We start from the raw sequence: 23,667 nt of genomic DNA on the forward strand, positions 1-23,667 counted from the left end.
CCGCCCACAAAAAAGCCCGCCGGTTTACCCCGGCGGGCTTTGTCATTTACTGCAAAATCTTATTTTTCGTCAGGCAGTGCGTAGGCGATCACGTAGTCGCCGCGTTCTGCGGACTGACGTGCGCCACCGGCGCTGATGATGATGTATTGTTTACCGGTTTTCGGGGAAACGTAAGTCATCGGGCCAGATTGACTGCCGACAGGCAGACGGGATTTCCAGATTTCTTTACCGGTTGCAGTATCAAACGCACGCAGATAGAAATCCTGCGTACCGGCGAAGAACAGCAGGCCGGATTGCGTTGACAGGCTTGCGCCCAGCGTTGGCATACCAACTTCCATTGGCATACGCATTTTGATGCCCAGCGGACCGGTGTCTTTCACTGTACCGACAGGAACCTGCCAGACAATTTTACCGGTTTTCAGGTTGACCGCAGACATGGTACCGAACGGAGGTTTCTGGCAAGGGATGCCCAGCGGAGACAGGAAACGCTCGCGGACTGCGCCGTAAGGCGTACCGTCCATCGGCACCATACCCATCTCGATGCCGCTCGCGCCGGTCGGAACCTGTGCACGCGGAACCATGTAGTTCGCCAGACCCAGACGCATATCATTCACGAACATGATGGCGTTGTTCGGGTCAACCGACACGCTGCCCCAGTTCATACCGCCCAGAGAACCCGGGAATTGCAGGGAACGATCCAGACCCGGAGGCGTGTAAACGCCCTGGTGACGCATACCTTTAAACTCGATGCGGCACAGCAGCTGATCCATCGGCGTTGCGCCCCACATATCAGATTCTTTCAGCGTCTGGTTGCCGATGTTTGGCATGCCGACAGAGAAAGGCTGAGTTTTAGAGTAGCGTTCGCCAGGAACGTTGCCCTGCGGTACTTCGCGGTTTTCGACTTTCGCGACCGGCTGACCGGTTTCGCGGTTCAGCATGAAGATCATGCCCTGTTTGGAGGTCTGCACCAGAACCGGCGTACTGCCACCTTTACCGTCCGGCAGATCATACAGCAGCGGCTGAGACGGCAGGTCGAAGTCCCAGAGATCGTGATGCGTGGTCTGGAAAGTCCAGCGGACTTTACCGGTGGCCACGTCTACCGCGACAACGGAAGAACTGTATTTGTCATCAAGCTCTGTACGCGTGCCGCCGAAGAAGTCTGGCGTCGCGTTACCGGTTGGCATGTAAATCAGACCCAGTTTTGGATCGTAGGACATGGCCGACCAGACGTTCGGCGTACCACGGGTGTAAGTTTCACCTTCCGGTGGCAGTTTGGTGATGTTCGGATTACCCGGATCCCATGCCCATACCAGTGCGCCGGTGTGCACGTCGAATGCACGAACCACGCCCGGAGGTTCGCCGGTGGAGAAGTTATCTGCCACGCGGCCACCCACAACCACTACATTACCCGCGACCAGCGGGGTAGAGGTTTGCTGGTAGTAGCCTGGTTTGACTTCACCCATGCCGACTTTCAGATCCACCACGCCGTTGTCGCCAAAATCAGCGCAAGGCTTGCCGGTGTCGGCGTTGATGGCGATCAGACGCGCATCAATGGTTGGCAGGAACAGACGACGTTCGCAGGTTCCGCTGACAGTACCGCCGGTGGCCGAAGGCGCTTGCGGGGCATCAGTTGCAGGGGTGGCAGCTTCTGAAGCGGCGTTTGGCGTGGCCGGTTCAGCCGCAGGAATGGCTGCAGGTTGTGCTGCCGGAGCCTGTGGCGCGGCGCTGTTTTCGTAATAGCCCAGACCACGGCAACGCTGCCAGTTAGGCGCGGTAGAGTTGGAGTCATAAGACCACAGCTTTTTACCGTCATCCACATTCAGGGCGATCACTTTGCTGTAAGCGGTACACACAAACAGCTTGTCGGCCACCTGCAGCGGGGTGTTCTGATCTTCAGCGCCGGAGCCGTTACTCTGCGGGATATCGCCGGTATGAGCCGTCCACGCAACCTGAAGTTTATCGACGTTGGTTTTGTTGATCTGATCCAATGCAGCAAAACGGTCGCCTGCGGTGGTGTTACCCCAGTTTTCCCAGTTCTTCTGCTCTGCACCTTTATCTACCGGTTTCACCGGCACCTGATCGTTGTCGGCGCTGATGATTGGCGTCGGCACGAAGGTGTTGCCGAAAGCGGCAATCAGCGCAAGGGCCAGAACCGCCGCCAGCGAGAAGCTTGGCCCTTTACGTGCCACCAGACCCGCACGTGCTTTCAGCAGCGGATAAGCCAGTGCGACCAGAAAAGCCAGAACGCCGAACGTGAACAGGCGGGAGAACAGCGGCCAGAACGTAAAGCCTGCGTCCCAGACGGCCCAGATAATAGAAAGCACAAAGGCCACGGCATAAAGCCATGCGCCGGAAGGCTTACCTTTAAAAATCAAAACGGCGGAAACGATGAGCGCCAGACCCATCAGCAGGAAGTAAACGCTTCCTCCTAATGTGGCCAGGTACGCACCACCGATACCGAGTGTCAGGCCGATGACGACCATCAGCGCACTCAGTAACCAGAGGAGCCACGTCCACTTGTTATTTGTTGTTGGCATGATTTATCTCACTGCATTGGTTTGTAGAAATAGGTTGTAGAGAACTGCTAATGAAAAGCTGGTAACACTTAACGACCACCCGCCACTAAATGAACCAAATAGAACAATTTCGCGCAAATAGTAATACTTCTCATCGAGGTTGTGAATGTGTAACGAAGAGTTTGAAATTAGGTAAATTATTATAGATTAGATTATTATTTATGCAGGTATTTTTTACACATTGATTTTAAAGAATAAAATAAAGTATGTTATTCATTATTTTTATGTTTTTATAAATATATATATGTTTTTCATCTAACAGATCGCACCAACTGTCCGCACATTTTTGGTCATAAAGACTGAAATGTAACATTTCGGACTCATTGGTACGAAATCGGCGAACCTGACGGGGTGTTTTACAGATAGCCTTCGATTAACGTCTTCATTTCTTTGGTGATGTGTTCCACCAGACGGCTTTTCGGAATTTGCGGCGGGAAAACGGCGAGATAGGCGATGCTGATATTCGGTGTAAAGGGTTTGAGCACCAGATCACTTTTATGGCTACGCGCGGTAATGAAATCAACCACGCCGACGCCCAGATTATTCCCGGCCATCACACAGCAGTTATTGAGAGATGTTTCGATTGGGTTGTTCAGATATAAGTCGAGACGGCTCATCACCTGATCGAGCTGTTCACGCAGCGGCGTTTTGCGCCCCGGAATAATAGGGCGATAACGCGTCAGATCCATCGCAGTCACCACGTCTTGTTTCGCCAGCGGATGGCGTGGCGACATCACGGCAACGGCGTTCGCCCGTGCCAGCATTTCCGCTTCCAGACCTTTCACGTCCGGCTTGCCGAAAATAAATCCGACGTCGTACTGATTGCTGGTGACGACATCGGTGATATGCGTCGTACTTTCAATGTCCAGAAACAACGAGATATCAGAAATCTGCTCAATCAGCGGCGGGAGGATATGCTCGACGCACAGCGCCGATAACGCCGCCACTGAACCGATACGCAAAACGCTGCCTTTGGAATGACGGATTTCGTCGGCGATATGTGAAATATGTTCAAGTCCGAGGTATAAACGCTCGACTTCGCGATACAGCTTAATCGCATCGTCACGCGCGATCAGCCCGCGTCCGTCGCGGTCAAAAAGCTTCAGATCCACCGCATATTCAAAGTCGCGGATCAGCCGGCTGACCGCTGGCTGGGTGATGTTCATCATGTTCGCGGCTGCGGTAATGCTACCTGTCAGGATCACTTTGTGAAAAGCTTCGACCTGACGGGGATTAATTTTCATAATATATCCTCAGAATCCATAACATTTGTTTATGGATGTAACACAAAATACAATTTTCAATTCAGAAGTCCACACCCTAGACTCCAATTTACGATCTGACACACATTGCCTGAAAATCTAAAAAAATTAAGGGTTAAATGCATGAGAAAGTCCGTTCTGGCAGGAGTGTTTTCCTCAGCATTGGCCACGCTTTTCGTTTTTAATACCGCTTCTGCACAGGCTGCTGATCTGAAAATCGGTCTGGCCGCTTCAACGACTTCAATGGATCCGCAATTTTATGTCGGTGGTGCCAACAGCGCCATGGCACGCAATATCTTTGACGGCCTGGTGAATCAGGACGAAAAACAACACATTACACCTGCACTCGCGGTGTCGTGGAAAGTAATCAACGACACAACCTGGGAATTTGCCCTGCGTCCCGGCGTGAAATTCCACGACGGCAGCGATTTCACCGCCAAAGACGTGATTGCCAGCGTGAAACGCGTGGCGCTGGCCTCGAAAAACAGCCCGAGCGCCTATACGCCGTACGTGAATGACATCGCCGATGTCACTGAAGTGAATCCTTTAACGGTGAGAATTATCACCAAAGCGCCAACACCTTTATTACTGAACAACTTAAGTCGTGTCGCGATTTTGCCTGCGCGACTTGAGACGGTCGGATCACAAACCCTTAATGAAGGGAAAGACGTGATCGGCACCGGCCCGTTCAAATTTGTCAGCTGGACGCCGGACGACAACGTCGTTTTGGCGCGTAACGACCAGTACTGGGGCGGAAAAGCGCAGTGGGATAATGTCACTTTGCGCGTCTTTAAAAACCCGAGTGCCCGTGTGGCGGCGATGCGCTCCGGCGATGTGGATATGATTGAAAGCGTGCCGACGGCGGACGGACGGGAGCTGGGTAAACAAACCAGCCTGCATCTGGAATCTGTCGCCGGTAACCGCATTCTGTATTTGCACCCGGATCAGGATCGCGATGTGTCGCCATTCGCCAAAGGGCCGGATGGCAGCAATCCGCTGAAAAAACGCGAAGTGCGTGAAGCGATGTCGCTGGCGATCAACCGTCAGGCGATTGTGGATCGCATCATGGACGGGCAGGGCGTACCGGCGTCGCAGTTGGTTCCGGCTGGGTATTTTGGTTATACGCCTTCAATACCCGCAGCGGTTTATGACCCGGCGAAAGCCAAACAGTTGCTGGCGCAGGCCGGTTATCCGGACGGTTTCACGCTGACGTTTCATGCGTCGAATGACCGTTATCCGAATGATTCTAAAATCGCGCAGGCGCTGGGCCAGATGTTCAGCCGCGTGGGCATTAAAACTGACGTTGTGACCATGCCGGGCAGCGTGTATTTCTCGCGTGCATCCAAACGCGATTTCAGCCTGATTATGGGCGGCGCGGCGATTGAAACCGGTGAAGCGTCCGGTGTGCTCGGGCCGTTGCTGGAAACCTTCGGGCCAAATGGCGGACAGGGAAACCGCGGACGTTATTCCAATCCTGAATTTGATAAAACGCTGGCAAAAGCGCGGGAAACTCTCGACGACGGTCAGCGTGAAAAGCTGTTGCAGCAGGCCACAGAGATTGCGATGAAAGACGAAGGCACCATTCCGTTGCTGTTCCTTTCATACACCTGGGCGATGAAAACACCTTATACCTACGTTGGCCGCTCCGACGGCTACACGTTGCCGTACTTTGTGCATGAGAAACAATAAATCAGCGCAGAGTGCGTACCGAACCAAGGCGGGAATACAGCACCAACACCAGGGCTGTACTAAGGTAGTAGTTTACTAAAAGAGAGAGAAGCTATGACTTCTTTTAGCGGTGTGTATCCCTATCTGGTTTCGCCAGTCACTGATGGCGGCCAGATAGACAAACCAGTGTTAACCGCGCTGGTCGAACATCTGATTAACAGTGGCGTGCACGGTCTGACACCGCTCGGCAGTACAGGTGAGTTCGCTTATCTCAATGCAGAGCAACGCACGGAGATAGTGAAAACCGTCGTCGAAGCCGCTCGAGGCCGCGTTCCGGTCATTGCCGGAGTTGCAGCCACCACCATTCAGGACGCTGTCGCGCAAACCGCTCGCTACGCCGCTCTGGGTGTCGACGGTATTCTGGCGATCCTCGAAGCGTATTTCCCGGTGCCCGATCAGGGCGTCGAAGACTATTTTCGTGCCATCGCGACCGCTGCCGGAAAACTGCCGGTCGTGCTGTACACCAATCCGCAGTTCCAGCGTTCTGATCTTAGCCTGCCGGTGATTGAGCGCCTGAGTCTCGTGGAAAACATTAACTATATTAAAGATGCGTCGACCAATACTGGCCGGTTGCTGTCGATCATTGAGCGCACGCAGGGGCGGATGCAGGTGTTTGCGGCGTCGGCGCATATTCCCGCGTGTGTGATGCTGATTGGCGGCGTGGGCTGGATGGCCGGTCCGGCGTGTATTGTGCCGAAACAAAGTCTGGCGCTGTATGAAGCCGCGAAGCAGGGCGACTGGAAAAAAGCGATGGAGTTGCAGCGTCCGCTGTGGCGCATCAACGAAATCTTCGCCAAATATTCGATTGCCGGTTGTATCAAAGCCGCGCTGCAATTACAGGGCTTTGCGGTGGGCGATCCACTGGCGCCGCAGGTGCCTCTGAACGAAGCGGCGTATGATGAAATCGCTGAAGTTTTACGTTCCGTGGGGGCACTGTGAAAACCCTGCCGGTTATTATTGACTGCGATCCGGGTATTGACGATGCCATTGCGTTGCTCAGCGCGTTCGTCGCGCCGCAGCTGAACATTCTCGGCATCTGCACGGTCTGCGGCAACCAGCCGCTGGCGAATACGACCCGCAACGCGCTGCAAATCGCCGAGCTGGGTTACCGGCTCGATATTCCGGTGTTCGCCGGTTGTCATCAGCCGATGCTGCGTACGCCGATCCACGGTCAGTTCCACGGGGAAAACGGCCTGGGCAATACCGCCTTTCCTGCGCCGCAAAAATCCGCTGAATCTCTCCATGCCGTTAACTTTCTGATCAACAGCTGTGAACAGGCGATTGCCAGCAGTCAGCCGCTGACGCTGTGCGTGCTCGGCCCGCTGACCAATCTGGCGACCGCACTGCGCATGAAACCTGACATCGCCGCCGGTATCGGTCGCGTGGTGTTAATGGGCGGGGCTTATCGTGAAGCCGGTAACCGCACCATGACCTCCGAATTCAATATGCTGGCCGATCCGCACGCCGCGCACAGTGTGTTTTCCTCGAGTCTTAACATCACCGTTTTACCGCTCGACGCCACGCATCAGGTGATCCTGATGCCGGAACACGTGGCGAGATTCGTCAAAGTCTCCGGACGTATTTCCGCACAGCTTGGCGAATTAATGGCGTTCTGGGATCGCAACGACGTGCGCCGTTACGGTTCGCGCGGCGGGCCGTTGCACGACCCGCTGGTGATTGCTTACGTGCTGGCGCCGGAATTGTTTGGCACCGAAAAAGCGCGGGTGTTTGTCGAACACGACAGCGAACTGTGTATGGGGCAAACCGTTGCCGACTGGTACGGTAAGTCGGGGCAAACCCCCAACGTTGATATCGTCACGCGCGTGGATGCAAACAAAGTCTTCGCACTGTTTTACGAACTGCTTTCACGTTATGCCGGGAAATAATCTTATGAGCCAGCGCATCATTATTGATACTGATCCCGGCGTGGATGACGCCATCGCCATCTGGCTGGCTCTGGCGTCACCGGAACTGGACGTGCTCGGCATTACCGTGGTCGCCGGAAATGTGGCGCTGAAAGATACGGTGCGCAACGCCTGCAAGATTGTGGCGCTGTCCGGTAAAACAATACCGGTTTTTGCCGGCGCACCCGGCCCGCTGGTGCGCGAGCAGGTTTATGGCAAATATGCGCACATCGGCGCATTCAAAAATGAACTGGTGCCGGATTCTGACCTGCAACCGCAGGCAGAACACGCGGTGGATTTTCTGGTGCGCACGTTACGACAGGCCGCCGAAGATAACGACCCGGTCACCGTTTGTGTGATTGGCCCGATGACCAATATCGCGCTGGCGTTAGGAATGCATCCGGACGTCGCGCGCGGTATCAGACACATCGTCACCATGAGCTGCGCGTTTACCGCGCTCGGGCACCGCGTGCCGTGGGCAGAATTCAACGTGTATGCCGACCCGCATGCCGCCGAGAAAGTCTTTAGCAGCGGGGTACCGCTTATCATCATGCCGCTGGATATGACCTTCCAGGCGCTGATCAGCAAAGATGATATTGAGGCGCTGAAACAGGATGGCGGCTTACCTGGCGAATCTGTCGCCGCGCTGCTCAATGCGTTTGATCGCAGCGACCTCAACCGTTTTGGTCGCGAAGGCGGGCCGGTACATGACGCCACCACCGTCGCATGGCTGCTGCAACCCGGCCTGTTTGAAGGTCAGCCCGCCCGCGTGGGCGTGGAAATTTCCGGTAAAACGGCGGGTTACACCTACGCGGATTTCTGGAACAAACTGGCGACGCCACCTAACGCCACGGTTATGCAAAAAGTGGATGAATACGGCTTCTTCAGTCTGTTGCGCCGCGTTTTCTCGCGATATGGCAACCCCTCCGGCGACGTTCAGGCATGAGCCGTTACCTGCTCGGGCGATTCGGACAGACATTCCTGACGTTGCTGGTGATGTCATTGCTGGTTTTTGGTGGTGTGTATCTGGTCGGTAATCCGGTGGATTTACTGCTCAGCACCACCGCGACACCCGCTGAACGCCTGAATGTGATCCAGTCCTTTGGCCTAGATAAACCGGTGTGGGAGCAATATGGCCTGTTCGTGGTCAACGCCCTGCACGGTGATATGGGCAACTCCTTTATCTACAACCAGCCCGCGCTGCACCTGATTTTTCAGCGTATGCCCGCCACGCTCGAACTGGCGCTGGTGGCGTTTGTGCTGGCGCTGGTGATTGGTATTCCGCTCGGCGTGTATGCCGGTCTGCGCCCTGACGGCTGGTTATCGAAGTCGATCATGACCGTCTCAATTTTAGGTTTCAGCCTGCCGACGTTCTGGATTGGTCTGATGATGATTATGCTGTTCAGCGTCAAACTCGGCGTGCTTCCGGCCTCCGGACGGGGTGCTACCGTGGACGTTTTAGGCGTGCCGGTCAGCCTGTTTACCGCCGACGGCCTCGCGCATCTCATCCTCCCCGCGTTCAATCTGGCGTTGTTTAAAATCTCGCTGATTATCCGCCTGACGCGCGCCGGTGTACTCGAATGCCTGCAACAGGATTTCATCCGTTTTGCCCGCGCCAAAGGGCTTTCGGAAAGCCGCATCGTGCTGGTTCACGTCCTGAAAAACACCCTGATCCCGCTGATTACCGTTATCGGCCTGGAGCTCGGTTCACTTATCGCGTTTGCCGTGGTCACAGAAACCATTTACGCCTGGCCGGGAATGGGCAAGCTGATCATTGATTCCATCGCCGTGCTGGATCGCCCTGTGATTCTGGCGTACCTGATGATAACTGTGGTGATGTTCAGCCTGATTAACCTGCTGGTGGACGTGTTGTACGTGCTGGTGGATCCGCGCGTCCGGCTGGGGGGCGAAAACTGATGTCGTCTGGATCCGTTCACTCGCGCATCACCGTTCAGGGCAAACCGCATTCGGCGTTTTACCACACCGTGCGTGCGCTGCTGCGCAATAAATTCTCTCTGTGCGGCCTGATCATTTTAGGTATCGCCATTCTGTTCTCCGTGCTGGCGCCGTGGATTTCCCCGCAAAATCCGTACGATTTATCGCAGCTCGATATCATGGATGGTCGCCTGAAGCCGGGCACCGCCAGCCTGAGTGGCATGATTTACTGGCTGGGCACCGACGATCAGGGGCGCGATTTACTCAGCGCGATTTTGTACGGCACGCGCACCAGCCTTCTGGTCGGGGTTTCCAGCGCGGTGATTGCGCTGACCATTGGCGCGGCTCTGGGGCTTATCAGCGCCTACATGGGTGGCAAAACAGATGCGCTGATCATGCGCATTGTCGATATCCAGCTGAGCTTTCCGCCGATTCTGATCGCGCTGATTTTACTGGCGGTGCTCGGGCAGGGCGTCGATAAAATTATTCTGGCGCTGGTCGTCACGCAATGGGCGTATTACGCACGCACCATTCGTGGCTCGGCGCTGCTCGAACGCCGCCGCAGTTATGTGGATGCCGCCCGCAGCATGGCACTGTCTAATCCGCGTATTCTGTTCCGTCATATTTTGCCCAACTGCCTTCCCCCGCTGATTGTGGTGGCGACCATGCGCATTGCTTACGCAATCATGCTCGAAGCCACCTTGTCATTTCTGGGTATCGGGCTGCCGGTTACCGAACCTTCACTCGGCCTGCTGATCGCCAACGGGTTTGATTATCTGATGTCCGGCGATTACTGGATAAGTTTCTTCCCCGGCATCACGCTGCTGGTGCTGATCGTCGCCATCAACTTAGTCGGTGACGCGCTGCGCGACATCCTCAACCCGCGAAATAAGGATTGATGATGCATAACCCGGTTTTACAGGTCGATAAGCTGAATACCGCGTTTTCCGTGGACGGTGAATGGCTGAACGTAGTGCGGGATCTTTCCTTCTCCATTGGCCCTAAAGAAACGCTGGCGCTGGTGGGCGAATCCGGTTCCGGCAAAAGTGTGACGGCGATGTCCGTGATGCGTTTGCTGGATGAAAAGCAGACCCGTTATTCAGGCAGTATCCAGTTTGACGGCCAGGAATTACTCAGCCTGAACCGTGCGCAGATGCAAAGCATTCGCGGAAACCGCATAGGTATGATTTTTCAGGAGCCAATGACCAGCCTGAATCCGGTGCTGAAAATCGGTGTGCAGATTACCGAAGTACTTAAACGCCATCGGGGCATGGACGATAAAACCGCCCGCGCTGAAGCGGTGCGCCTGCTGGAAAAAGTGCGTATTCCGGCCGCCACCTCGCGGCTTAACGAGTATCCGCTGAGCTTTTCCGGTGGCATGCGTCAGCGCGTGGTGATTGCCATCGCGCTGGCCTGTAATCCCCGTTTGCTGATTGCTGACGAACCCACAACGGCGCTGGATGTGACCATTCAGGCGCAAATTCTGGGACTGATTAAATCGTTGCAGGAAGAAGAGGGCATGTCGGTTCTGTTCATTACGCACGATATGGGCGTGGTGGCGGAAGTGGCGGATCGCACCCTGGTAATGCACCGTGGCGAAGCGGTGGAGCAGGCCACCACGCGGGAAATCTTCCATCTTCCCCGACACCCTTATACGCGGGCGCTGCTTTCAGCCGTGCCGCGACTCGGCGCAATGAACGGCGTGGCGTTGCCGAAACGCTTCCCGCTCACCGACATGCAAACCGGCGAACCGCAGCCGGTGGCGGAATCAGTCGATACGCTGCGCGCAGGGCTGCCGGTGTTGGACGTTAAAAATCTGGTGACACGTTTTGATGTGAAATCCGGCCTGCTGCGCCGTGTTTCTGCCCGCGTGCATGCGGTCGAAGACCTGTCGTTCAGCCTGCAACCGGGCGAAACGCTGTCGCTGGTAGGCGAATCCGGCTGCGGAAAATCCACCACCGGACGTACGATTTTACGCCTGACCGAAGCGACCTCCGGCGAAGTGCTGATTGCCGGGCAGGATATCCGCCGCGCAGACAGTGCGCGCCTGGCGGAAATCCGCACCCAGGCGCAGATGATTTTTCAGGATCCGTACGAAAGCCTGAACCCGAGAATGCGCATCGGTCAGGCGATTGCCGAACCGATGATAAGCCTCGGACTGCACAATGCCGAAAGCGCGAAGCGCCGCGTGGCGCAACTGCTGGAACAGGTGGGATTGCAAAGCAATATGGCGACGCGATTCCCGCATCAGTTCTCCGGCGGACAGCGCCAGCGCATCTGTATTGCCCGCGCGCTGGCGCTGGAGCCGAAAATGATCATCGCCGACGAAGCGGTTTCAGCACTGGATGTGTCAGTGAAAGCGCAGGTGATCAATCTGATGCTCGATCTCCAGCAGGAACTCGGGCTGGCGTACCTGTTTATCTCGCACGATATGGCCGTCGTCGAGCGCATCAGCCATCGCGTGGCGGTGATGTATCTGGGGGAAATCGTCGAAATCGGTTCCCGCGCGGATATTTTCGAAAACCCGCAGCATGCCTATACCCGTAAACTGCTGACCGCGGTGCCGGTGCCCGATCCGGATGTTCACCGCAAACGCACCGTGGTACCCGAAGAACTCGCCAGCCCGCTGCGCGCGGCGATCTATCAGCCGCCTGCGCGCCATTACCGTGAAGTCAGTGATGGGCATTTCGTGCAGCTGTAATCATGCAACTAAAGTGGCGATTTATCCCTTTGCCGCCAGCGTGTAAACCACGAATGCCGGACCGGATGTACCAGCGCGTGCAATGCCCGTGCGTAATCGAGCATCAGCCCCGGAGTCCACGCCATCGTCGTCGCGCGTTTTCGCAGCTGGGCAGCAATCCACAATTCAGGCATAAAAAATAATTTCAGGAAACGCAGCCAGCCTCCGTGTCGGGAAATAACGCCCTCCAGCGCGGCTTCCAGCCCGTAGGCCACGCTGCTGGAGCAATTTCGCCAGGTCAGGTTGTAAATCACCAGCTGGCGATAGCTCTCCCAGAATTGCTGTAACGCCTGCGCATTAAAATCACTGAACACAATTTTACGGTCTGATTCACACCAGCCCGCCGCCTCGCTGATGTAGCTCTTCTGATAAAGCCCCGGCACGTTGTTTTCCTGAATGGCTTTCAGGGTATTAAAAAACTCAGCGGGGGAGCGGTCGATGTCTGCTGCCGGATAAAGGCTGATATAGAGTTCCGGGGGCATCTCCAGCGCGGCATGGCCGGTTGAAATTACGCCATGCACGTCTACTGCTGCGATATAACGGTTGAACACCGGGCGCGGTACCGGCGAGTTCGCCGCCGAGCCTTCCGGCGTCCAGATATGCACAATGAGGGAACCTTCGGAGCGGGCATTGGCCGCTGGCAACGCAATAACGGGGATCAGACCGGGAGGTGCCATCAGGGCGGAAAGCGTAATGCCGTCGCGCATTTTAAAGGCGCGGAAGGCCAGTGGAATACATTGGATCCCGCCGAGGATCATGATCATGCCGACGAACTGTGAAATGGTGCCGTGATGATGGGTGGGATAGGGAAGAAACAAAAACAGCGCAAAAATCAGCTGAGCAACACCGCTGAAAAAGACCTGACGCCAGCGGTCATACCGCACCACCCAGGCTGACGCCATGACAAAAAGACCGGTAATGAAAAACGCGAAACCAAATAAAATGGCCAGCAGCAGATTACTGCTCTCGCGACCTGACAGGATCAACACCGCAATAAAGCAAAATATGCCGCCCTTAAAATAGAAGACTGACTTTTTCGCGCCGGACGCACTCCCGGCCAGAAAAAGCGTCACCAGGCTTTCTGCCAGCAGGATCAGACCGAAAACATGAAAAGGGAAGTAGCGCATTCCTTCCAGACCATCCATAAAGACAATCACGCCCAGCCCGCTCCATAACACGCCCATAATGGCCAGAACCGGCGCGGATTTACGCACAAAATTGGCACCCATCAGTAACAGTGCAAGTTGCAGCATGGCTTACGTCTCCCTGACTGTTCGGGTGAAGCCCCGGTTGGGCAATTCTTCTGACCAGGAGCCAATAATGACCACACCTTCCGGTTGCGGCAGGCCTGTCAGTTTCGTTTCCTGAAGCTGTATTTTTATTTTCGGCGAGAGCTGGATCAGGAAAGAGAAAGTGTCTGTGACCATACCGCCGTGGCTGATGGTTTCCCAGCGCGCGCGCATTCGTTTTGCGTCGTCCGGCGAAAGCAGCGCCAGCAGCTCATCCGCATGATTAATCTTCAGAAGATGTTGCGTAAGAGGCGTAACCGAAGTCTGGTCCCAGCTCAGACGCCCGCTTTGAGGGATCAGATAATAAGAGGACGCCATACCCGGCACATTCCGCTTAAGCACATACACAAAATTTAGCAGCAAAGCGGTGCCGGAGAGATAGCATTGCGCCAGCAGCAGTGGTTCTCCTGACCGTAAGCCCGGAATAAACAGCGGGCCAAGACGGTGCCAGGAGCAATAAATAACAATCGTGCTGAAACTGAGAAAGGCCAGTGCGCCGAGGCGATTACCGCTGACAATCGGGATGGCGATCATGATCATGACCGGGATGCAGGCCAGGATAAAATGCAACGCTTCGCTACGCGCATCATCAAAAGGTTGACTGAAAACCCACGCGGCGCAAAGACATAACCCTATCCATAATCCGCCTCCGGTCAGGCATTTACGTAAAACTAAGGGTTCCGGTTTCCAGAACAATCCCATGATAATGGTGGTCAGCAAAATGGTGCCGACCACATTCGCCGACCACCAGATCCACAGCGTCTGAACAAAATTGATATTGTGACGATACAACACCCATCCCGCGCCTGCAGCCGCGGCGACTGCGCTTATTACCACCGTGGCAGCCAACCAGATCAGCACGTTGACCTGCATGTCATCCGGGCGTCTGAAGCGCCGCACGAGCCACGCAATCGCAAAATCGTTGCCCAGTGAAATCACTGAATGCACCAGCGAGGTTTCCAGCGAGTGCCGCATCGTGACATCCAGCACAGTCCGTACGATAAACAAACCTAAAAACAGAGGAGGCCAGAACCTGCGTGGTGTTAACAAAAATGCCGCCACCGCAAGGCCAGCGGGAAACCAGACAAATGAAACCTGGCTCAGGGGATCATCGAGAAACAAAGAGATATACCCGAGAGAAAAGTAGAGCGCGCACCATAACAGCAGCTGTAAATAGAATTTAGCAGGGGACAAAGCGACCTCGCGATTAGATTCAAAGCACTGAGTTGTAGCTAAAGCGTAGAACAAATGGATCCAACAGAGAGGGTTTTACCTCTGTCAGCGAAAACCTCGAAGAAGGCAGGCCGGGAACGCAGGGGAGTATAAACTTTAAAGCTGGCGTCTTTTCTTTTTCAAATCAGAAGGTGTTATGTACAAAATCTATCTTATTCTTGCCGTTTCGATATGCGCAGAAACACTGGCTACCTCAATGATGAAAGCGTCTGACGGTTTTACCCGATTATTCCCCAGTATCATTGTGGTCGTGGGTTATGCGATTTCATTTTATGGGCTTTCTCAGGTCGTAAAAGTCATGAATATCGGCATCGCCTATGCCATCTGGGCGGGTATGGGGATTTTCCTGGTATCGACCCTGTCATTTTTCATCTACAAACAACGACTGGATATCCCCGCGCTGATTGGTATGGCCTGTATCGCCATCGGCATCATGATTATTCAGCTCTACTCAAAATCAGTGACGCACTAACCGGTCTACGCCGCGTGTGATTTATCGCCCTGCCAAATGATGATTACCGGCCATATCCGCCGGTTTTATGGTGGCGCTTACATTAGTTACAACATACTTATATGTGGAGACATTTTCTGATCGAGTTATCTGTATGTGCCTTTTTCGTTTGAGACTCTGCGCGCCTCTGTAGCCCGCATGGCAGGCGGGAACTGGCTTAGCTGCGTAACGGATAAGAATTACCCTAACAGTCATTATGAAAATGCCTTGACCCTGTGATAGTGATCACGTTTATTACGATGATTCTACCGTTTTGAAATAATTCACCTTGCTAAGTATAAGGATAATAAATAATGACTGAGTGCTCATCGCTGGACACCCGGCCAGAAACCTCTGCTTTCCGCCGCTGGCTGGCGGTTTTCTCACTCGCCTGCGGCACGTTCGCGCTGGTTAATACTGAATTTCTGCCGATCGGATTGCTTTCGCCAATCGCGCAATCTCTGGGTGTCACTGAAGGTCATGCCGGGCTGGCGGTGATGTTGCCCGGTTTGGTGGCGGCGATTTCTGCGCCGCTGATCATGTTGTTCGCCCGCAAAATGGACCGACGCAACCTGCTGCTGTTGCTCTCCGCGACGGTGATTGTGGCCAACGGAATCGCCGTGATGGCGCAGACTTTCAACATTCTGCTGATCGGACGCATTATTCTGGGCATTGGCGTGGGCGGCTTCTGGTCGTTTGCCATTCCGTCCGGTCGACGGCTGGTGTCGGAGGAGCAGGGCGCACGGGCAATTTCGCTGATCACCGCAGGCGTGGCGGTCGGCACCGTCGCTGGGGTTCCGGCGGGCGCGTTTATTGGCGACCTGTTTGGCTGGCGCATGGCGTTTACACTGAACGCGGTGCTGGCGCTGGTATTCTTCGTGTTGCAATGGCTGGCGCTGCCTTCGTTGCCCGCGCAACAATCTATCGGCCTGCGCGCCATGCTGGGCGTCACCAAAGTGGCGGGGATACGTTACGCGCTGATCATCGGCATCTTCATGGCGGGCGGTCATTTCGCGGCTTATACCTATCTTGAGCCGTGGCTGCGCTTCAATCTGCATCTTTCTGCCAGTGACATCTCGTTGCTGCTGATGGGTTATGGCGTCGCGGGTCTGTTGGGAACGCTGACGACTGAAATCAGCGTGCGTGAATTCGGCGTGAAGAGAGCGTTCATGCTCAATATGTTGTTGCTCAGCGTGTCGGTGCTGGTGTTGTCACTGTTCCAGGTGCCGTTAGCGCTGGCCTGTGCGCTGGTGATCTTATGGGGATTAGCGTTTGGCGCGCTGCCGGTGTGTCTGAATATCTGGACCTATCAGGCGTCGCCTGCGCTTTTCGAAACCGGTTCGGCGTTGCTGGTGTGTGTCTTTCAGACCTCACTGGCGCTGGGCGCGTTGTTTGGCGGGATCCTGGCTGACAATGCCGGCGTCAGCAGTGCTTTCCTGCTCGGCGGCGTGCTGACATTGCTGGCGGGCATCACGATTTTCCTGTCACGTCCGCAGCCCGTTACCTTGCATGGTTCGACACAGTGAACGGATAACGATCAGGAAATCTTTCCACATTTGAAAATTCTCACTTTCTGAGCCCGCTTATAGCGGGCTTTGTTTGATATAAGGCAAATAATGCTCAGGTATTGTTTGTTATTTGTTCGCATATATAACCACACCCTGCTACTTTTTCATAAAGGAGGGCTGACTAAGGGAGGGCGCTATATGAAAATATTAAGAAGTGAAATGGACTATATATCGTGGATGTTTGAAGAATACTTTCGGGTTTCGGATACGACCGTCTCACCTTTAATGAGCGAGCAGGATATTCAGGAAGCGCTGGAGGAATTGCATCCTGAATCATTTCCTTGTATAGGATTTTTAGTATCCTCTACAGAGGGTGGTATTTCCGATGTCAATTACATCTCGCGTGAGATGGTGTCGGACTGGGCAACCGCGCTGAATATCCGGTAATTGTTTTTCATTAATGGATTTTATTATCGGCAATAAATGGTCTGATGGACCTTCCTCAGGCCATTTTTTATGCTTTTTTCAGGCGGTTATGAGAAATGTGAAAATAACGTTAAAATAATATCCTTTGGTTTAATATAGATAATGAGTATTCTCATAAACCTTTTTTTGCATTAGGTTATTTCTTTTTCGTATTTGCCGATCGGGAATTGATTTGAAACACTGTCGGCTTAATAGTTTGTTTCAACTTGAAAATTTATTCACGGAAAGAGTAAACCTTTATGCGCACCTTATTAAAACTATCCGTTCTCGCATTATCTCTGGCGGGCGCACTGGCGCTGAGTGCCTGTGACCAGAAATCCAATGAGAATCACATCAAGGTCGGGATCAGTGCAGGTATCGATCAGCAGATGTGGGAAACCATCAAAAAAACCGCCAAAGACAAATACAATCTGGATGTCGACGTGGTGACGTTCAACGATTTCGTGTTACCGAATTCCGCGCTGAGCAGCGGTGATATCGACGTTAACGCCTTCCAGCACCGTCCGTATCTGGATAAACAAATAAAAGAACGCGGCTATAAGCTGGCGGAAGTGGGTAAAACCTTCGTTTATCCGATCGCCGGATATTCCCGCAAAATTAAATCTATCGACCAGCTGAGCGATAACGCACAGGTGGCGGTGCCTAACGATCCGACTAACCTTGGCCGCTCGCTGTTGCTGCTGCAAAAAGTCGGGCTGATCAAACTGAAAGAGGGCGTTGGTCTGTTGCCGACGTCGCTGGATATTATCGAAAATCCAAAGCATCTGAAGATTGTTGAAATCGAAGCGCCTCAGCTGACCCGCGCGATTGACGATAACAAAATCGAGCTGGCGATCATCAATACGACGTATTCAGGCCAGATCGGGCTGACGCCAGGTAAAAACGGACTCTTTGTGGAAGACAAAGATTCACCTTACGTGAACATCATTGTGGCGCGTGAAGATAACAAAGACAGTCAGGCGGTGAAGGAACTGGTGGAAGCTTATCAGACTGACGCCACCGTCAAAGCGGCAGATGCCATCTATCATGGCGATGCAGTAAAAGGCTGGTAATACGCAGATAAGTATTAAGGATTATTGAATCCTGAGATTCTAAAATCTCAGGATTTTTTGTTTCTGCGAAGTTCAGACTCAGCAAACGCCGAAATCGCCTTCTTCCTGATACAGGCTCACGGTATCTGCTTTCACTTCAATTTCCTTTGCACCGAACTCGTCCTGACGCGTACACCACAGGGTGTCGCCTTCAACACGTTGCACGACCAGTTTCGGGCCGCCGGTCTTGGACTGAACGATATCTTGGGGGTTAAACATGTTTTTTCCTCTGTTTTCAATGACGTTGTAATGATGGAAAAACGTGTCCGCAGGCCGCATAGCCCGGCCAACCTCGCGAAACACCGATCTGAAGCTATACTTAAAGTTAATGTAATACAAACCGGAGGAAAACATGACCATTCATAAGAAAGGGCAGGCGCATTGGGAAGGTGACATCAAACACGGTAAAGGTCACATCTCTTCTGAAAGCGGCGCGCTGAAGGAACAGCCTTATGGTTTCAACACCCGTTTTGAAGGAAAACCCGGAACGAACCCGGAAGAATTAATAGCAGCAGCGCATTCTGCCTGCTTCTCGATGGCTCTTTCGCTGATGCTCGGTGAAGCGGGTCACACTCCTGAAAGTATCGATACCGTCGCAGACGTTTCACTGGATAAAGTGGATGGCGGCTTTGCGATCACCAAAATCGCGCTCGACAGCAAAGTAAAACTGCCGGGGATCGATAAAGACACATTCGACGAAATCATCAAAAAAGCCAAAGCCGGTTGCCCGGTATCTCAGGTACTGAAAGCAGAAATCACGCTGACGTATCAGCTTGAAAATTGATGAAAGCCTGAAATTTTGAATCTGAAAGCCACGCGAAGTTTGCGTGGCTTTTCTGTTGTTAGCCCATGATCAACTTTTTAAACAACAGTTCCTGAACATTTTGCCGCTGCGAAAGAAGCACGTACACGGAGATAAGGTTTGCCGATTCATCATAGGTATAAATGATGCGGTAACCATTCAATGTATTACATTCGCGAAATTTGATGATACCCAGCGCGGCGAGATCGGGTGCAACCGGGCAGGATAAAGGAAAAACTTTCACTTTTGCTTCAAACTCATCCAACACTGCGTTGATGATTTTTAGCGCATCGTTTCCCTGTGAGGTCTGGAACGACGCAATTTCATCAATAGACAACTTTACAGTTTGCAGGTACTCAATCGTGATTTTACTTTTCGTCGCAGACATAAATTGATCCCAATAATCAGCAGATCAGATGAGAGGTTCATCTGGCAAGATCTGCTAACAACTGTTCTCTCGTGAATGTCCGGCCCTCTGCTTTATCATTTTCTGCCAGTGTAAGCAGCTTGAGTAAAGCAATGGTTTCATCCCTTTTTTGTCTGTCTTCAAAGGATTCAATCACGTAAGCCGGTTCACCATTCTGAGTGACCAGTATCGGTTGTGATAAATCAAGTACAGCAGCATGCTTCTTTACGAAGCTGATAGTCTGTATTTGCATGTTTAATTTCTCCGCCAAGTTTTACGGTCTAAATATAGTTCTTTTAAAGACTGCTTGCAAAGTAAGTTTCCCATTCTCCGGTATGCCTCGCAAAACGCCTGTCCCCGGTTTGACAAAAATCCGCCCTCTGCCATTACTTGATCATTCCCTAAAACCGAATGCTGACGCTAAGGATTCGGTTTTTTAATGCGATGAGAGAGTCGTTATGCTGACGCTGCGCCAGATCCGCCATTTTATTGCCGTTGCCGAGACCGGATCGATATCCGCTGCTGCCCAGGCCTCTTTTGTTTCACAGTCCTCGCTGACTCAGGCGATTCAGCAACTTGAGACGGAAACGGAGGCGCGTCTTTTTGACCGCCACCCCAAAGGGATGACGCTGACCCATCAGGGGCATCAGTTTTTACGCCAGTCCTATCTTATTCTCGCCACCGTCGATAACGCCAAACGCAGCCTGCAAATGGGTACCGAAAATGTCACCGGTCAGCTGACGCTGGGCGTGACCAGCCTGGTGGCCGGATACTTTCTGGTGGATTTACTCAAGCAATTCAACGCCTATTACCCGAATGTCGACGTCAAAGTGGTGGAGGATGAACGCCAGTACATCGAACATCTGCTGGTTAGCGGCGAAATAGACATTGGGGTGCTGATCCTCTCAAATCTGGAAGACCGCGATGCGCTGCAAACCGAGGTGCTGACGCATTCTTCGTACCGCCTTTGGCTGCCGCCGCTGCATCCTTTGCTTGAACGTGAAAGCATTTCTCTGGCGGATATTGCGAATGAACCGCTGATCCAGCTCAACGTGGATGAGATGGAAAAACATGCGCAGCGGCTGTGGGCGCGTGCCGGGCTGAAGCCTAATATTGCGATGAAAACCGCGTCAACGGAGGCGGTGCGCAGTCTGGTGGCTGCCGGGCTGGGCGTATCCGTGCAGCCGGACATGGCGTACCGCGCCTGGTCACTGGAAGGAAATATGATTGAAGCCAGCAAGCTGGAAGATTCTATCGAGCCTCTGGATATCGGACTGGCATGGCGTCGCGGTAGTGCGCGGCCAGAACTGGTGACGCCTTTCCTGACGATTGCCCGTGAAAACAGCGCCAAGAGAAAGCCGTCATAACCGGAGCATTCGTTTTTTCCGAACGCAGCCTTCAGTAATTGCTATTTGTTGCCCTCAGAGAAATTACCTAATGTGAATTAGCAGTTTTGTTACTAGCTAATAACATTTTTGTTAATTGATGATGACTGACTTCTCTGAGGGGCAGTACGATGTCGGATGCAGAATTTGTTGCCATTTTCTCTGATAAACACGCAATCAACGGCGACCTTCTGCACGGCGAGGGCGCAACGCAAAGTATTTTTAATCCCGCCAGCGGAGAGGTGATTGCAGAAGTGGCGGAAACGTCACTGGCACAGGTGAATATGGCGGTGAATGCTGCCAGTCAGGCGTTTACCCGCTGGTCACGTACCACTCCCGCCGAACGTGCCACTCTCCTGTTGCGGATTGCCGATGCTATTGAAAGGCAGGCGCCGCAGCTGGCGCGTCTTGAAGCCCTGAACTGCGGTAAACCGCTGTATCAGGCGCTGAATGACGACCTGCCTGCAGCCGTGGATGTGTTCCGTTTTTTCGCCGGAGCTGTCCGGTGTCAGCAGGGTCAGTTGTCCGGTGAATATCTGCCCGGTCATACCTCGATGGTGCGCCGTGATCCGCTGGGCGTGGTCGCTTCTATCGCGCCGTGGAATTACCCACTGATGATGTCAGCGTGGAAAATCGCCCCGGCGCTGGCTGCCGGAAACACCGTCGTTTTCAAACCTTCCGAACATACTCCGCTGACCATTCTTGCCTTACTGCCTGCCCTGCAGGACATCCTGCCGCCGGGCGTTCTTAACGTGATCACCGGCAGCGGCGAAGGTGTCGGCAACGCACTGGTCAGCCATTCTCACGTTCGTCTGATTTCCCTGACCGGCGATATCGTCACCGGTCAGCGGATTTTGCAGGCCGCCGTGAAAACTGTGAAACGCACCCATCTTGAACTGGGCGGCAAAGCGCCGGTGATTGTGTGTAATGACGCGGATATCGACGATGTGGTTCACGCCGTCAGCACCTGGGGTTATTACAACGCCGGACAGGATTGCACCTCCGCCTGTCGCGTATATGCGCAGGCCGGAATTTATGAGCGTCTGGTGGAAAGACTGGGCGACGCCGTGGCGCAGCTGCCGTTTGCCAAAAAGAACGACAGCGAAAACTTTATGGGGCCGCTGATAAGCAGCCGACAGCGCGACCGCGTGTCCAGCTTTGTCGAACGGGCACTGAGCCAGCCGCATATCGAGCGCATTACCGGCGCGGCGTCGCATTCCGGCTCCGGTTTTTACTATCAGCCGACGCTGCTGGCGGGCTGCCTGCAAACTGATGAAATCGTGCAGCGCGAAGTGTTCGGGCCGGTGGTCAGCGTCACGCGTTTTGACTCGCTCGAACAGGTCGTCAGCTGGGCCAACGAATCCGAATACGGGCTGGCATCGTCAGTCTGGACACAAAATATCGACCTCGCCATGCAGATTTCCTCGCATCTGCAATATGGCACCACGTGGATTAACACCCACTTTTCTCTGGTCAGTGAAATGCCGCACGGCGGACTCAAACGCTCCGGCTACGGTAACGATCTTTCCAGTTATTCCTTACAGGACTACAGCGTAGTCAGACACATCATGGCGAAGTTCAAACCTCAATTCTAAAAACAACATTTACGACGACAGGACAGGAGTAAGCGATGAATAAGAACAACGGTGTTTACGCTTTATCTGCAATTTGTTTGGGCCTGCTGAGTTTCTTAAATAGCGCGCTGGCCGCAGACGCACCCACTAGTATTGGCAAAGGCGAAGGCCAGTTAAATATTGTCGCGTGGCCGGGTTATATCGAGCGCGGCGAGAGCGACAAAAATTACGACTGGGTGACGCAGTTTGAAAAGCAAACCAGTTGCAAGGTGAATGTAAAAACCGCAGCGACGTCCGATGAAATGGTCAGCCTGATGGCGAAAGGCGGCTATGACCTGGTGACGGCGTCCGGTGATGCGTCGCTGCGTCTGATTTACGGTAAACGCGTGCAGCCTATTAATCCTGCGCTGATCCCGAACTGGAAGAACGTCGACCCGCGCCTGACGAAAGGCGCATGGTTCAATGTCGGCGGCAAAGTTTACGGTACGCCGTACCAGTGGGGGCCGAACCTGCTGATGTACAACACTAAAACGTTCCCGACGCCGCCGGACAGCTGGGCGGTGATTTTCGTGCCGCAAAATCTGCCGGATGGTAAACCGAATCAGGGACGCGTTCAGGCGTATGACGGTCCGATTGCCATTGCTGACGCCGCGCTGTACCTGAAAAGCACGCAGCCGGATCTCAAAATCGAAGACCCGTATCAGCTCAACGACACCCAGTATCAGGCTGTGCTGAAACTACTGCGCGCCCAGCATCCGCTGATCCACCGCTACTGGCACGATGCGTCGGTGCAGATGAGCGATTTCAAAAACGAAGGCGTGGTCGCCAGCTCCTCATGGCCGTATCAGGCCAACTCGCTGAAAGGCGAAAAACAACCAATCGCCACCGTATTCCCGAAAGAAGGCGTCACCGGCTGGGCGGATACCACCATGTTAGCGGCGGATTCCGAACATCCGAACTGTGCCTATCAGTGGATGAACTGGTCGCTTGAGCCGAAAGTGCAGGGCGACGTCGCCGCCTGGTTTGGTTCCGTGCCCGCTGTTCCGGCAGGATGTAAAGCCAGCCCGTTGCTCGGTGCAGAAGGCTGTCAGACCAACGGTTTCGATAAATTTACGTCGATTTCATTCTGGAAAACGCCACAGTCCGAAGGCGGCAAGTTCGTTCCATACAGTAAATGGACTCAAGACTATATCGCCATCATGGGCGGCCGTTAATACGCGGCATCCTTTGCTTATTCCAGTGAAAACTTTGAAACCGG

Annotated in this window: 22 protein-coding genes; 15 read left to right on the top strand and 7 right to left on the bottom strand. The window is 53.7% G+C overall.

All coding sequences use genetic code 11. The features are described 5' to 3' along the window. Window positions 1-59 precede the first annotated feature (59 nt). Together J1784_RS05945 and J1784_RS05950 are read right to left on the bottom strand one after the other, a co-directional pair. Complete coding sequence (locus J1784_RS05945) at window positions 60-2,537, bottom strand: membrane-bound PQQ-dependent dehydrogenase, glucose/quinate/shikimate family (RefSeq protein WP_217148431.1); 2,478 nt, start codon at window positions 2,535-2,537, stop codon at window positions 60-62. A gap of 395 nt (window positions 2,538-2,932) precedes the next feature. Next, complete coding sequence (locus J1784_RS05950; protein ID WP_120508602.1) at window positions 2,933-3,820, bottom strand: LysR family transcriptional regulator; 888 nt, start codon at window positions 3,818-3,820, stop codon at window positions 2,933-2,935. A gap of 141 nt (window positions 3,821-3,961) precedes the next feature. Here J1784_RS05950 and J1784_RS05955 point away from each other — a divergent pair, with 141 nt between their 5' ends. From J1784_RS05955 to J1784_RS05985, 7 genes are all read left to right on the top strand, one after another. Beyond that, window positions 3,962-5,527 carry an ABC transporter substrate-binding protein gene (locus J1784_RS05955; protein WP_217148432.1) on the top strand — a complete coding sequence of 522 codons (1,566 nt, stop codon included), beginning with the start codon at window positions 3,962-3,964 and terminating at the stop codon, window positions 5,525-5,527. A 93-nt stretch (window positions 5,528-5,620) separates the two neighbouring features. Further along, the gene (locus tag J1784_RS05960; RefSeq protein ID WP_217148433.1) at window positions 5,621-6,505 is read left to right on the top strand and encodes a dihydrodipicolinate synthase family protein; all 885 of its coding nucleotides are present in this window, start codon (window positions 5,621-5,623) and stop codon (window positions 6,503-6,505) included. Continuing rightward, entirely contained in the window at window positions 6,502-7,452 is a 951-nt protein-coding gene (locus tag J1784_RS05965; protein ID WP_217148434.1) for a nucleoside hydrolase, read from the top strand. The genes J1784_RS05960 and J1784_RS05965 overlap by 4 nt, the downstream gene beginning before the upstream one ends. Window positions 7,453-7,456: 4 nt before the next feature. Beyond that, entirely contained in the window at window positions 7,457-8,416 is a 960-nt protein-coding gene (locus tag J1784_RS05970) for a nucleoside hydrolase (protein ID WP_217148435.1), read from the top strand. Continuing rightward, on the top strand, window positions 8,413-9,387 hold the full coding sequence (locus J1784_RS05975) for an ABC transporter permease (protein WP_217148436.1): 975 nt from the start codon (window positions 8,413-8,415) through the stop codon (window positions 9,385-9,387). The genes J1784_RS05970 and J1784_RS05975 overlap by 4 nt, the downstream gene beginning before the upstream one ends. Next, the gene (locus J1784_RS05980; protein ID WP_217148437.1) at window positions 9,387-10,304 is read left to right on the top strand and encodes an ABC transporter permease; all 918 of its coding nucleotides are present in this window, start codon (window positions 9,387-9,389) and stop codon (window positions 10,302-10,304) included. Before J1784_RS05975 ends, J1784_RS05980 begins: the two co-directional genes overlap by 1 nt. Window positions 10,305-10,306: 2 nt before the next feature. Then, on the top strand, window positions 10,307-12,106 hold the full coding sequence (locus J1784_RS05985; RefSeq protein ID WP_217148438.1) for an ABC transporter ATP-binding protein: 1,800 nt from the start codon (window positions 10,307-10,309) through the stop codon (window positions 12,104-12,106). A gap of 8 nt (window positions 12,107-12,114) precedes the next feature. On the opposite strand, the gene J1784_RS05990 is transcribed toward J1784_RS05985, so the two are convergent. After that, entirely contained in the window at window positions 12,115-13,398 is a 1,284-nt protein-coding gene (locus J1784_RS05990; RefSeq protein WP_217148439.1) for an HdeD family acid-resistance protein, read from the bottom strand. Window positions 13,399-13,401: 3 nt separating this feature from the next. Next, on the bottom strand, window positions 13,402-14,628 hold the full coding sequence (locus tag J1784_RS05995) for a diguanylate cyclase family protein (protein WP_217148440.1): 1,227 nt from the start codon (window positions 14,626-14,628) through the stop codon (window positions 13,402-13,404). A gap of 175 nt (window positions 14,629-14,803) precedes the next feature. Here J1784_RS05995 and J1784_RS06000 point away from each other — a divergent pair, with 175 nt between their 5' ends. The 4 genes from J1784_RS06000 (at window position 14,804) to metQ (ending at window position 18,203) form a co-directional block, all read left to right on the top strand. Continuing rightward, window positions 14,804-15,139 (top strand): DMT family transporter, encoded by a 336-nt coding sequence (locus J1784_RS06000; RefSeq protein WP_120508612.1) that lies wholly within the window; start codon window positions 14,804-14,806, stop codon window positions 15,137-15,139. A gap of 332 nt (window positions 15,140-15,471) precedes the next feature. Beyond that, complete coding sequence (locus tag J1784_RS06005) at window positions 15,472-16,683, top strand: MFS transporter (protein WP_217148441.1); 1,212 nt, start codon at window positions 15,472-15,474, stop codon at window positions 16,681-16,683. Between the two features lie 180 nt (window positions 16,684-16,863). Next, a complete protein-coding gene (locus J1784_RS06010) occupies window positions 16,864-17,112 on the top strand; it encodes a hypothetical protein (protein WP_217148442.1) in 249 nt (82 codons plus the stop codon). A gap of 278 nt (window positions 17,113-17,390) precedes the next feature. After that, the gene (metQ, locus tag J1784_RS06015; protein ID WP_217148443.1) at window positions 17,391-18,203 is read left to right on the top strand and encodes a methionine ABC transporter substrate-binding lipoprotein MetQ; all 813 of its coding nucleotides are present in this window, start codon (window positions 17,391-17,393) and stop codon (window positions 18,201-18,203) included. A 78-nt stretch (window positions 18,204-18,281) separates the two neighbouring features. On the opposite strand, the gene J1784_RS06020 is transcribed toward metQ, so the two are convergent. Continuing rightward, window positions 18,282-18,461, bottom strand: a complete 180-nt coding sequence (locus tag J1784_RS06020) for a YodC family protein (RefSeq protein WP_120508615.1) — start codon at window positions 18,459-18,461, stop codon at window positions 18,282-18,284. Window positions 18,462-18,594: 133 nt separating this feature from the next. Between J1784_RS06020 and J1784_RS06025 the strand changes: the two genes are divergently transcribed. Then, window positions 18,595-19,026 (top strand): OsmC family protein, encoded by a 432-nt coding sequence (locus J1784_RS06025; RefSeq protein ID WP_120508616.1) that lies wholly within the window; start codon window positions 18,595-18,597, stop codon window positions 19,024-19,026. Window positions 19,027-19,084: 58 nt separating this feature from the next. Here J1784_RS06025 and J1784_RS06030 read toward each other — a convergent pair whose 3' ends face one another. Further along, a complete protein-coding gene (locus tag J1784_RS06030) occupies window positions 19,085-19,432 on the bottom strand; it encodes a type II toxin-antitoxin system RelE/ParE family toxin (protein WP_120508617.1) in 348 nt (115 codons plus the stop codon). A gap of 37 nt (window positions 19,433-19,469) precedes the next feature. Then, on the bottom strand, window positions 19,470-19,703 hold the full coding sequence (locus J1784_RS06035) for a type II toxin-antitoxin system Phd/YefM family antitoxin (RefSeq protein WP_120508618.1): 234 nt from the start codon (window positions 19,701-19,703) through the stop codon (window positions 19,470-19,472). 205 nt (window positions 19,704-19,908) lie between these two features. Here J1784_RS06035 and J1784_RS06040 point away from each other — a divergent pair, with 205 nt between their 5' ends. The 3 genes from J1784_RS06040 to ydcS all read left to right on the top strand — a co-directional run bounded on the left by J1784_RS06040 (window position 19,909) and on the right by ydcS (window position 23,623). Next, complete coding sequence (locus J1784_RS06040) at window positions 19,909-20,817, top strand: LysR substrate-binding domain-containing protein (RefSeq protein ID WP_120508619.1); 909 nt, start codon at window positions 19,909-19,911, stop codon at window positions 20,815-20,817. Between the two features lie 149 nt (window positions 20,818-20,966). Continuing rightward, a complete protein-coding gene (locus J1784_RS06045) occupies window positions 20,967-22,430 on the top strand; it encodes a gamma-aminobutyraldehyde dehydrogenase (RefSeq protein ID WP_120508620.1) in 1,464 nt (487 codons plus the stop codon). Window positions 22,431-22,465: 35 nt separating this feature from the next. After that, window positions 22,466-23,623: a putative ABC transporter substrate-binding protein YdcS gene (ydcS, locus tag J1784_RS06050; protein WP_120508621.1), complete on the top strand. Its 1,158-nt coding sequence runs from the start codon at window positions 22,466-22,468 to the stop codon at window positions 23,621-23,623. Window positions 23,624-23,667 lie beyond the last annotated feature (44 nt).

The sequence above is a fragment of the Rahnella ecdela genome (assembly GCF_019049625.1).
GTDB classification, from domain to species: domain Bacteria; phylum Pseudomonadota; class Gammaproteobacteria; order Enterobacterales; family Enterobacteriaceae; genus Rahnella; species Rahnella ecdela.

Bases quoted from the DNA above. Each gene is read 5' to 3' on its own strand.
- J1784_RS05945 (WP_217148431.1), bottom strand. From the start codon at position 2,537: ATGCCAACAACAAATAACAAGTGGACGTGGCTCCTCTGGTTACTGAGT.
- J1784_RS05950 (WP_120508602.1), bottom strand. From the start codon at position 3,820: ATGAAAATTAATCCCCGTCAGGTCGAAGCTTTTCACAAAGTGATCCTG.
- J1784_RS05955 (WP_217148432.1), top strand. From the start codon at position 3,962: ATGAGAAAGTCCGTTCTGGCAGGAGTGTTTTCCTCAGCATTGGCCACG.
- J1784_RS05960 (WP_217148433.1), top strand. From the start codon at position 5,621: ATGACTTCTTTTAGCGGTGTGTATCCCTATCTGGTTTCGCCAGTCACT.
- J1784_RS05970 (WP_217148435.1), top strand. From the start codon at position 7,457: ATGAGCCAGCGCATCATTATTGATACTGATCCCGGCGTGGATGACGCC.
- J1784_RS05975 (WP_217148436.1), top strand. From the start codon at position 8,413: ATGAGCCGTTACCTGCTCGGGCGATTCGGACAGACATTCCTGACGTTG.
- J1784_RS05980 (WP_217148437.1), top strand. From the start codon at position 9,387: ATGTCGTCTGGATCCGTTCACTCGCGCATCACCGTTCAGGGCAAACCG.
- J1784_RS05985 (WP_217148438.1), top strand. From the start codon at position 10,307: ATGCATAACCCGGTTTTACAGGTCGATAAGCTGAATACCGCGTTTTCC.
- J1784_RS05990 (WP_217148439.1), bottom strand. From the start codon at position 13,398: ATGCTGCAACTTGCACTGTTACTGATGGGTGCCAATTTTGTGCGTAAA.
- J1784_RS06000 (WP_120508612.1), top strand. From the start codon at position 14,804: ATGTACAAAATCTATCTTATTCTTGCCGTTTCGATATGCGCAGAAACA.
- J1784_RS06005 (WP_217148441.1), top strand. From the start codon at position 15,472: ATGACTGAGTGCTCATCGCTGGACACCCGGCCAGAAACCTCTGCTTTC.
- J1784_RS06010 (WP_217148442.1), top strand. From the start codon at position 16,864: ATGAAAATATTAAGAAGTGAAATGGACTATATATCGTGGATGTTTGAA.
- metQ (WP_217148443.1), top strand. From the start codon at position 17,391: ATGCGCACCTTATTAAAACTATCCGTTCTCGCATTATCTCTGGCGGGC.
- J1784_RS06020 (WP_120508615.1), bottom strand. From the start codon at position 18,461: ATGTTTAACCCCCAAGATATCGTTCAGTCCAAGACCGGCGGCCCGAAA.
- J1784_RS06025 (WP_120508616.1), top strand. From the start codon at position 18,595: ATGACCATTCATAAGAAAGGGCAGGCGCATTGGGAAGGTGACATCAAA.
- J1784_RS06030 (WP_120508617.1), bottom strand. From the start codon at position 19,432: ATGTCTGCGACGAAAAGTAAAATCACGATTGAGTACCTGCAAACTGTA.
- J1784_RS06035 (WP_120508618.1), bottom strand. From the start codon at position 19,703: ATGCAAATACAGACTATCAGCTTCGTAAAGAAGCATGCTGCTGTACTT.
- J1784_RS06040 (WP_120508619.1), top strand. From the start codon at position 19,909: ATGCTGACGCTGCGCCAGATCCGCCATTTTATTGCCGTTGCCGAGACC.
- J1784_RS06045 (WP_120508620.1), top strand. From the start codon at position 20,967: ATGTCGGATGCAGAATTTGTTGCCATTTTCTCTGATAAACACGCAATC.
- ydcS (WP_120508621.1), top strand. From the start codon at position 22,466: ATGAATAAGAACAACGGTGTTTACGCTTTATCTGCAATTTGTTTGGGC.